The sequence below is a fragment of the Rhodopirellula sp. JB055 genome (assembly GCF_043100905.1).
GTDB lineage: Bacteria > Planctomycetota > Planctomycetia > Pirellulales > Pirellulaceae > Rhodopirellula.
The window spans coordinates 1-7,663 of sequence record NZ_JBICHO010000540.1 but is presented as its reverse complement, the minus strand read 5'-3'; the positions used below and the strand labels follow the sequence as shown (position 1 = coordinate 7,663).

The 7,663-nt window shown below is 55.9% G+C and carries 6 protein-coding genes and 1 pseudogene; 5 read left to right on the top strand and 2 right to left on the bottom strand.

Going from position 1 to position 7,663, the window contains the following annotated elements:
- On the top strand, positions 1 to 431 hold a 431-nt coding region (locus ACF8AM_RS21050), incomplete at its 5' end, for a flagellar hook-length control protein FliK (RefSeq protein WP_392557538.1).
- A gap of 394 nt (positions 432 to 825) precedes the next feature.
- On the opposite strand, the gene ACF8AM_RS21045 is transcribed toward ACF8AM_RS21050, so the two are convergent.
- Positions 826 to 1,833 (bottom strand): DUF1573 domain-containing protein, encoded by a 1,008-nt coding sequence (locus ACF8AM_RS21045; RefSeq protein ID WP_392557537.1) that lies wholly within the window; start codon positions 1,831 to 1,833, stop codon positions 826 to 828.
- Between the two features lie 347 nt (positions 1,834 to 2,180).
- Between ACF8AM_RS21045 and ACF8AM_RS21040 the strand changes: the two genes are divergently transcribed.
- Positions 2,181 to 4,037, top strand: a complete 1,857-nt coding sequence (locus ACF8AM_RS21040; RefSeq protein WP_392557536.1) for a hypothetical protein — start codon at positions 2,181 to 2,183, stop codon at positions 4,035 to 4,037.
- On the opposite strand, the gene ACF8AM_RS21035 is transcribed toward ACF8AM_RS21040, so the two are convergent.
- Positions 4,027 to 5,502, bottom strand: coding sequence for a protein kinase (locus ACF8AM_RS21035; protein WP_392557535.1), 1,476 nt, complete (start codon positions 5,500 to 5,502; stop codon positions 4,027 to 4,029). The genes ACF8AM_RS21040 and ACF8AM_RS21035 overlap by 11 nt on opposite strands.
- Before the next feature lie 276 nt (positions 5,503 to 5,778).
- Between ACF8AM_RS21035 and ACF8AM_RS21030 the strand changes: the two genes are divergently transcribed.
- From ACF8AM_RS21030 to ACF8AM_RS21020, 3 genes and pseudogenes are all read left to right on the top strand, one after another.
- Positions 5,779 to 6,234, top strand: a complete 456-nt coding sequence (locus ACF8AM_RS21030) for a hypothetical protein (protein WP_392557534.1) — start codon at positions 5,779 to 5,781, stop codon at positions 6,232 to 6,234.
- 49 nt (positions 6,235 to 6,283) lie between these two features.
- On the top strand, positions 6,284 to 7,378 hold the full coding sequence (locus tag ACF8AM_RS21025; RefSeq protein ID WP_392557533.1) for a DUF1559 domain-containing protein: 1,095 nt from the start codon (positions 6,284 to 6,286) through the stop codon (positions 7,376 to 7,378).
- 58 nt (positions 7,379 to 7,436) lie between these two features.
- A pseudogene (locus ACF8AM_RS21020) lies at positions 7,437 to 7,663 on the top strand (metallophosphoesterase); the annotation flags it as partial.

Here is a 7,663-nt window from a genome sequence, read left to right as displayed (position 1 = left end):
AAACACTTGGTCCCAACGGTGGGCACATTCGCATGCGATTGTCGCCGGTCGAATTGGGTTCCGTCCAATTGGAAGTGCACATCCAAGAGAACAATCTTCGCGGGCGGATGGTGACCGAATCGGAAGCCGCCAGCCAATTGTTGCGAGATCATTTGCCTCAATTGCGTTCCCAGCTTGAATCGCAAGGCATGCGTTTGGAATCCATCGAGGTCACCACCGATCCCAACAGCACTTCAGAATTTGACCAAGCACAAAACGCCTTCGGCGATCGAGAGCAAACCGATCGCGAAGCTGGGACGGACCACCAACGCTACCGCAACCGCGGCAGCAACTCTCGCCCCATCGATTCCAAGCCCGAAGGTGCCGCCGTGGCAACCGCTCCCACGGCATCCTGGATGACCCCCGCAACCGGCGTCGACCTCCAGGTGTGAGTTAGCTTCTAGCTTCTAGCTTCTAGCTTCTAGCTTCGTGCTCGTGCTCGTGCTCGTGCTCGTCATCCGATGGGCTTCCAAGCCAGTCCAATTGAAAACCCGACGCGTCAGTTTTGAAGATGCGTTTTTCTCAAAACCCGAAGCGTCAGCGAGGAAAAACGATGTTGACCTCTCGTCGCTGACGCATCGGGTCATGAAAAAACCAATGCCTCACGCAAAAACGCAACTTCAAAACGCGTCAACGAGGCACCGCACCACATCCCACCGACGGTCCCATCCGGGGCGAACGTTGCCCAACGCGGCCCCACATGCCGTCGCGGTGCCACTTGTGGCATAAAAAAACCTGCGATCGAGAATTTCGACCGCAGGCTTCGTTCTGTTGAAAAGATCGAGCTCACTGAGCTTGAGCGACTTGCTCCGCAGCGATGTCCGCCGTCACGATCGCTTTCGCGGTCACCGCGTTCTCGCCACGCGTGCGAATCACCATGGGAACACGCTGATTTCCTCGCGCGGTGTCAGCGGTCAGTGTGAGGTCGACCATGTGAATCATGCGTTCGTCTTCGCTAGCCGAAAAGTCCACTTTCCAACCTTCACATTCAATGGACTCAATTGCGAAAGGTTTGCGTCCTCGAATTGCCAAACGCTGGGAAACGCTTTCGCCTTGCTTGATGGTGCCCACCGCGATCGACTGCGGAGCGATCGACAGAGCGGATTCAACGGTTCCATTCACTGGCAACGGCACGTTGGGCATGCTGCGGTCATTCGTTTGAACGATCAGCTCGTCTTGGAAATAGCCTTCTGGAGCATCTTCGCGAACTTCGACGGACAATTCGTAGTTGGCTTTGCCAGCACCACGTTCGGTTTGCTTGAACGTCGGCACCAACCATGGTGTGTTGGACCGAACGTCAACGACCTGCCAATCACTTCGTCCCGCGTAGAACAGCTTGGTCGCCCCCGACTTGGGTTCGCCTTGGTTGACCGTTCCCAGTTCGATCGCCCCTGGGTGGAAAACCATATCGCTGCGGATGTAACCATCCACTTTCAACTGGATTTCGCTGTAGAACGGTTTGTCGATGACAACCGTCAACGTCGCGCCACGTTTGCCACGAAACGTTGGGGTGTTGAAGCGAGCCAAGATCGATCCGGTTTCGCCGGGAGCGATCGTCGCCGTTTCAATGATCGCCGTGGTGCAGCCACAACTTTCACGCACCGATCGGATATGCAAATCCGAGGTGAACGTGTTGACCACGGGGAAGCGAAATTCCGTTTTTGCCGCGACCGCAACCGTTCCAAAGTCGTGTGACTTCACCGGGAAGACAGTCTGGGTCCAATCTGCATTTGCAGATGAACCAAGCACGGAACTCATCAAGACACACGCTACCAACCACACTCGACTGTTCATTCGATCCCCTCCTGAGGGGAACTGCAAGGAAACATGTTCAACTGAAATGCTCGTCCATCATGCTCATCCTCGGCGTTGGATCCGAAATGGCATTGAGCTTCGAGGTTGACCATTTGCTAGCAACAGCGCGAAGGTCCGATGCATCCACAATCGATCAACGATCTCCGGTGAATCCTACCGAGATGCCTCAAATGGACAAGCTCGATTGGGGGGAGAATTCACGGAAACCAATGAAAATCAGTGATTTCTTTCAGAAACCGTGGATCAAATTGACGTTGTTGCCGCAGGGCCGATTTTCGTAGCGTCTGGCCGGTCGATTGTCTCCCGTCTCCGATGCCAGGTTCCTCATGTCTGCGCCACGCCACCGCCTCCTGCTCCTGTTCACGGAATGGTCCACTCGACCATCCTCGCTGACACGCTCAGGGCTGGCCATCGCTTTGCTGGCCACCGGATTCACCAGCACGGGCTGTCAACGCTCTCGGCTGTTTTCGCCGTTGAGCGGCCGCTCGGGGATTGAACAACACGCGAATCAGGGGCCGTCGGACATTTTCATCTCGGGTGCGGACGCATTGCCTGAGACTCATTTGGAAGAGGTTCCGCAGCGTTTGGCGACTGCGAAAACTCCGATCACTCGCAAAAACTCGAGTTCCGCGACCGCTCCGACCAACCCCAACGCGTCTGGTCCCGCCACATCAACCCCGGCCCAAGCAGCCGCTGCTCAGGCCCAATCCAACGAGACGTCGTCGCTTGAGATGACGCCCAACACTCGCCAAGTCAGCTACGTCAGCGATTCACCCTCGCCTCAAACCACATCGGCGTCAGAAAACACCGGCTCACCGGACACTTATGCGGGCGTCGACGTCAGCATGGTCATGGACGCGTTGAAAGATCATCCCCCCGAGGTGCAGCGAGAGGCCATTCGTCGCTTGGTCGCGATGTCTTACAAGAAAGCCCACCCCACCCAACAACCCGCTGGCATCGACAAATTATTGGCGGCGTCGCTGGACTCTCTTCCTGATCTACCAGACGAAGTGGTGGACCGCGGTTTGACTCCGCATCGAATCGCCGCCAAGGACTTCCCCGCCTCCTCGCCCAAAGAATCGACCGCGGTTGCGAACGTCGCTCAATCGGCTCCACCGCTCTCCGAATTCAATTTGACCGATCAAGTCCTCGAAGACGTCTTCGAAGGTGCTTCACTGAGCGATCAAGACAACGTCGCAAACACCAACACGCCGGCTGTCGCAAACGCCCCGTCGTCTGCTGCTTCGTCTCCAACAGAGTCGGACGCCTCGGCCTCTTGGAACCTCTCGGACAAAGTCGCGAATGACACCCACGCGACTGCATCGGCTTCCAACCCAATCAATCCCATCACCACCCAAGACGCCTCGCCAACAGAAGTCCAACAGGTTTCTGCCACCCAGTCGGCTGACTCACAAACGCCCGTGATCCAACCGGCGACCACCGTTGCTCAAGCGATCAACGTGAAGTCACTTAGCGATGCGGAACTGTACGACGCCTTGATGGAAAGGCTCGAACAAGACGAACCCAATGAGACCGAAGCTCAAAAGCAACGGCGTCAAATCATCAAACGTCACCTGATGGTTTTGTCGGGTGACCCGGATCGCGCAGTCGACAAACTGGAAGGACTGACGACTCAAGAACAAGAGTACCTGCGGCACCAACTGCTGGGTTTGTGGACGATCATCGATCCCAACGGGCACCCGGTTCCTTCACGACGTTTCAGCACCGCGTTGCCTCAAATCCGCCAAGCCACAGAATTCCTCGCGGCGGCATCGGATTCACTGGATGTTCGGTCCTTGGAGTTCTGCACCGAGATTGAAGCGTACGGGCAAATCAAACCGTTCCCCAAACGTCAGTTTGATCCAGGCCAACAAGTCATCCTGTACTGCGAGATCGAGAACTTTGTTGCCAAACCAACCAACGAAGCTGGCAATCAAGGGTTCGAAACCATGTTGCAAGGCAGCTATGATCTGCTCGATGAATCAGGTCGCCGAGTTGCCAGCCAATCGTTGCCGGTCGACAAGCAATTGTCGAAGAACAAGCTCCGTGACTACTTCATCGCTTACCAAATGTACTTGCCGGATTCGTTGGCCCCCGGACGCTATCGTTTGCGTTTGACCATGGAAGACGTGCACGGCAAGAAGTACGGCCAAAACGAAGTCGCCTTCGAAATCAAACGCTAGCTCGACTTCGACGCCAAGCCGTCCAGGCCCCTGCCGCAAGCATGCAACCTTGCACAAAAAACGCAGGCGCAATCACGAGGAAAACCAAAGTCGTGGCGACCACACGCCCCTCATAGATTCTCAACGTGGTGCCGCTGGAAAATAAGTTGGTGGCTTGGATGCCTGACCAAACCAGCGAAACGAAGCTCATGATCGCAAGCCACCAAAAGTGCTTGCTCCCACGGATCATCAACGATCCGGCGTGAGCACCGAGCAGGTGGAACGGAATCACGACCACCCCGACGAAGAACAGAAACTCCGGCAACGTTTCCACAAGCTCCGGAACATCGGAATAACGTTGCCAGACAAACAGCCCACCGATCGCGGCCCAAGCCCAGATCAAGAGATTGATCCCGATGATGGCCCAGCCAAAAATCTTCTCCAGCGGCCCGTGGTAGAGTTCGTACCCGAAACGCTCTGCGATGCTGGGGGCCCTAGCTTCCACCGGCTGATCGCTCAGAAATCTCTGCAGGTCGGCTTCCAGTGCCCCCGCCGATTCATAGCGTAGGTCCGGATCGCGTCTCAGGCACTTCAAACAGATCGCTTGCATCGCATCGGAAAGATCAGGCCGATGTTTCTTCGGCCCTTCGATCGGCGAATGGTGCAGCATCAACACGGCCTCGGCAAAATTATCCGGCGTCAAAGGAGTCGTTCCGGTGAGCATCTGATACAGCATCACGCCGAGCGAATAGAGATCGCTCTTCGGTGAGATCCGACGATTGCCAAACATCGCTTGTTCGGGCGCAATGTAACGTGGCGTCCCTGCGATCCTGGTCGTTGTCGCGACAGTCGAATCAGCGCTGGCACAAAGACCAAAATCCAGCACCACGGGTCTCCGCGTTTCGCCATCCGACGACTGCTGCATCAGAATGTTCTGCGGCTTCAAATCGCGATGAATGATTCCTGCATCATGGCCGTACTGAACCGCATTGGCCATCTGAATCATCCACTTCGCCGCCTGCTTCTCAGGCATTGGAGATGACTGATTTGCCAGCCAATCGCCTAAGTGTTGACCGACCAAGTAGGGCATGACGTAGTAGTGCAAATCATCCTGAACACCGCTGTCATAAATGGAAATGATGCCGGGGTGATCCAACCCGGCCGCCGCCCTCGCTTCGTCTTGAAATCGCCGAATGGCAACTGCGTCCCGAACGATTTCTGGACGAGCGATTTTGACGGCAACGTCGCGTTTTAGCTTTTGATCACGAGCGAGATACACAATCCCAAAGCCACCGCGGCCAAGCTCTCGAACAAGCTCATACCCGCCGACCTCACCACGAAGATGATTCGCCGACCAAATCTGCGGTGATTCAATCGCACCCAACAAAGACGACGACTGCCCTGCCGACACCGTTGCTTTCGAATCGGAGTCCGCGGTGTCTCGCGTGGTCGAATTTTCTTGCGTTCGTTCGGTGCTGTTTTCCATGCCGTTGATCCAGTGCCACCACGCCAGACGAGAACTTCTGTTTCGCGTGGACGGTGTTAGCTGGAGAACAAAGGTAGATAACGATCAATGAAAAATCGAGCCCCAACTCATTCATGGGCCAGATCCAGCACCAATACCGGCCTCTTTTTGATCCACGGATTCCCAAGACATTCATCGAACTCGTACTGAACTCACCACAGCACCTTCACATCGAGCATCTATAAATCACGCCTCATTTAAACCTGACCCGCCACCCCATTTGCAAACACTCGTTCGATGAAACCCTTTACAGCGTTGTTGCTTTTAACAACCTCTTTGCTCGCCACCGGCTGCGATTCGGAACCCGCCCTTCATCCGATCAGCGGTCACGTCACGCTTGATGGCAAGCCCTATGAACGTCTGATCGTTTATGTCCGCCCGGTCGACGAAGACGTCACGCAATACAACCTCGGTGTTGGCGAAACAGATGCCACGGGAAAGTTGTTCCTTCGTTCGACGGCCGGCACTGGCCTCGCAGCAGGAAAGTACCGAGTCAGCTTCACATGCATCGTCAACGGAAGCGGTCAAACGGTCGGTTCCAGCGATGAAAAGACGGACGACGACCGGCGTCTGATCACGAAAGACATTGTTCCTCCCGCCTACGGCGACGGAGGCGAATCGAGGCTCGAATTTGAAGTCGTCCCGGGCACTGACAACCACATCGAATTCGACATCCCATCCAAACAGTCTTGAACCATCTTCCTTTCGTTCTCATTACACTTTCTTTCAAGAGACCTTTTCAATGAAACGTCGTTACCTTCAACACCGACCGGGCTTTACCCTTGTCGAGCTGTTAGTGGTCATTGCCATCATCGGCATTCTTGTCGGACTCCTGCTCCCTGCTGTCCAAGCCGCACGAGAAGCCGCGAGACGAATGCAGTGCAGCAACAACCTCAAACAACTTGGCTTGGCAACCCATAACTTTGCTTCCGCGTACGACGAAGACTTGCCAATGCTTGGCGAAGCCCAGGAAGGTGGCCACTGGAGCGCGTTCATTATGCCTTACTGTGAACAATCCAGTCTCTTTGAAGCACTCACGTTTGGATCGACCAACTGGGCGGCAGGCACGGCACTCAGTGACGCGGACATTTCCTCCGCCAATCCTCGCGATCGCCAAGTGGCCGCCTGCGAAATGCCGATCAGCGTTATGCGCTGTCCCTCCTCGATCGCCCCCGAAGGCATTTTTGATGCCTCGGTCTACTCGCCGCCTTGGTTTGTCGCCTCCCGGGCACCAGCCAACTACCTCGCCGTTGTCACCGGGATCCAGCCCAATGACTGGAAACCTTCTTGGGGATGGGGACGCGCCAATCAACCCACGTGGGGCGACAGCCAAACCACCAAACACCACTCCGAACTCGACGGCATGATCCAAACTCGTCCTCCCGAGCGAGCTCGCATCGCACAAGGCGGCATGGGAGGCGCCACCAAGTTCCGCGACGTGATCGACGGACTCTCCAATACCCTGATGTTTGGTGAAGCCATCCCCGACCCTGAACTGGCCTCGATCGCATCCACGGCAGAAGAAGCCAACTCGGGTCGCAAGGATCACTGGGCGATTGGTGGGGACGACTTCGACAACTGGGAAGGCACCGACTGGTCCGAAATGGGCGGGTCGACCGCTGTCCCGATCAACTATGCCAAACCGATTGACATCCCCACGGCAGATGACTCACCTGAATGGGGCGCCTATGAAGTCAGCTTCGGCAGCCAGCACACTGGCGGAGCTCAATTCTGCGTGGGTGACGGATCGGTTCGTTTCATCACAGACTCCATTGACCTGACACTGTTCTCAGCTTTGGGCACCCGAGATGGCGGTGAAGTCGTGGAACAGCCTTAACACTATCACATCCTTGCTTCGCACTTCCTTGAACCGTCTTTCTTCTTTGAGTTACCCAATGCGTTCGACACAATCAATGTTCCTCCGTCCCGGCATCTGCCTTCTCTTGCTTGTCACCTCCTGGTCGACAGTCGCTGGGCACGATGGACCTGACCCTCGGGCGCATTGGGTCCTTGGAACACCGTTCTTCCAAGACGGAAATTTGAAAAGCCAACTCGGCCCAAACTTGACCGGCAAGGGATCTCCCCTCCTGGAAGATACCGACGGACTCAACGCCATTCGATT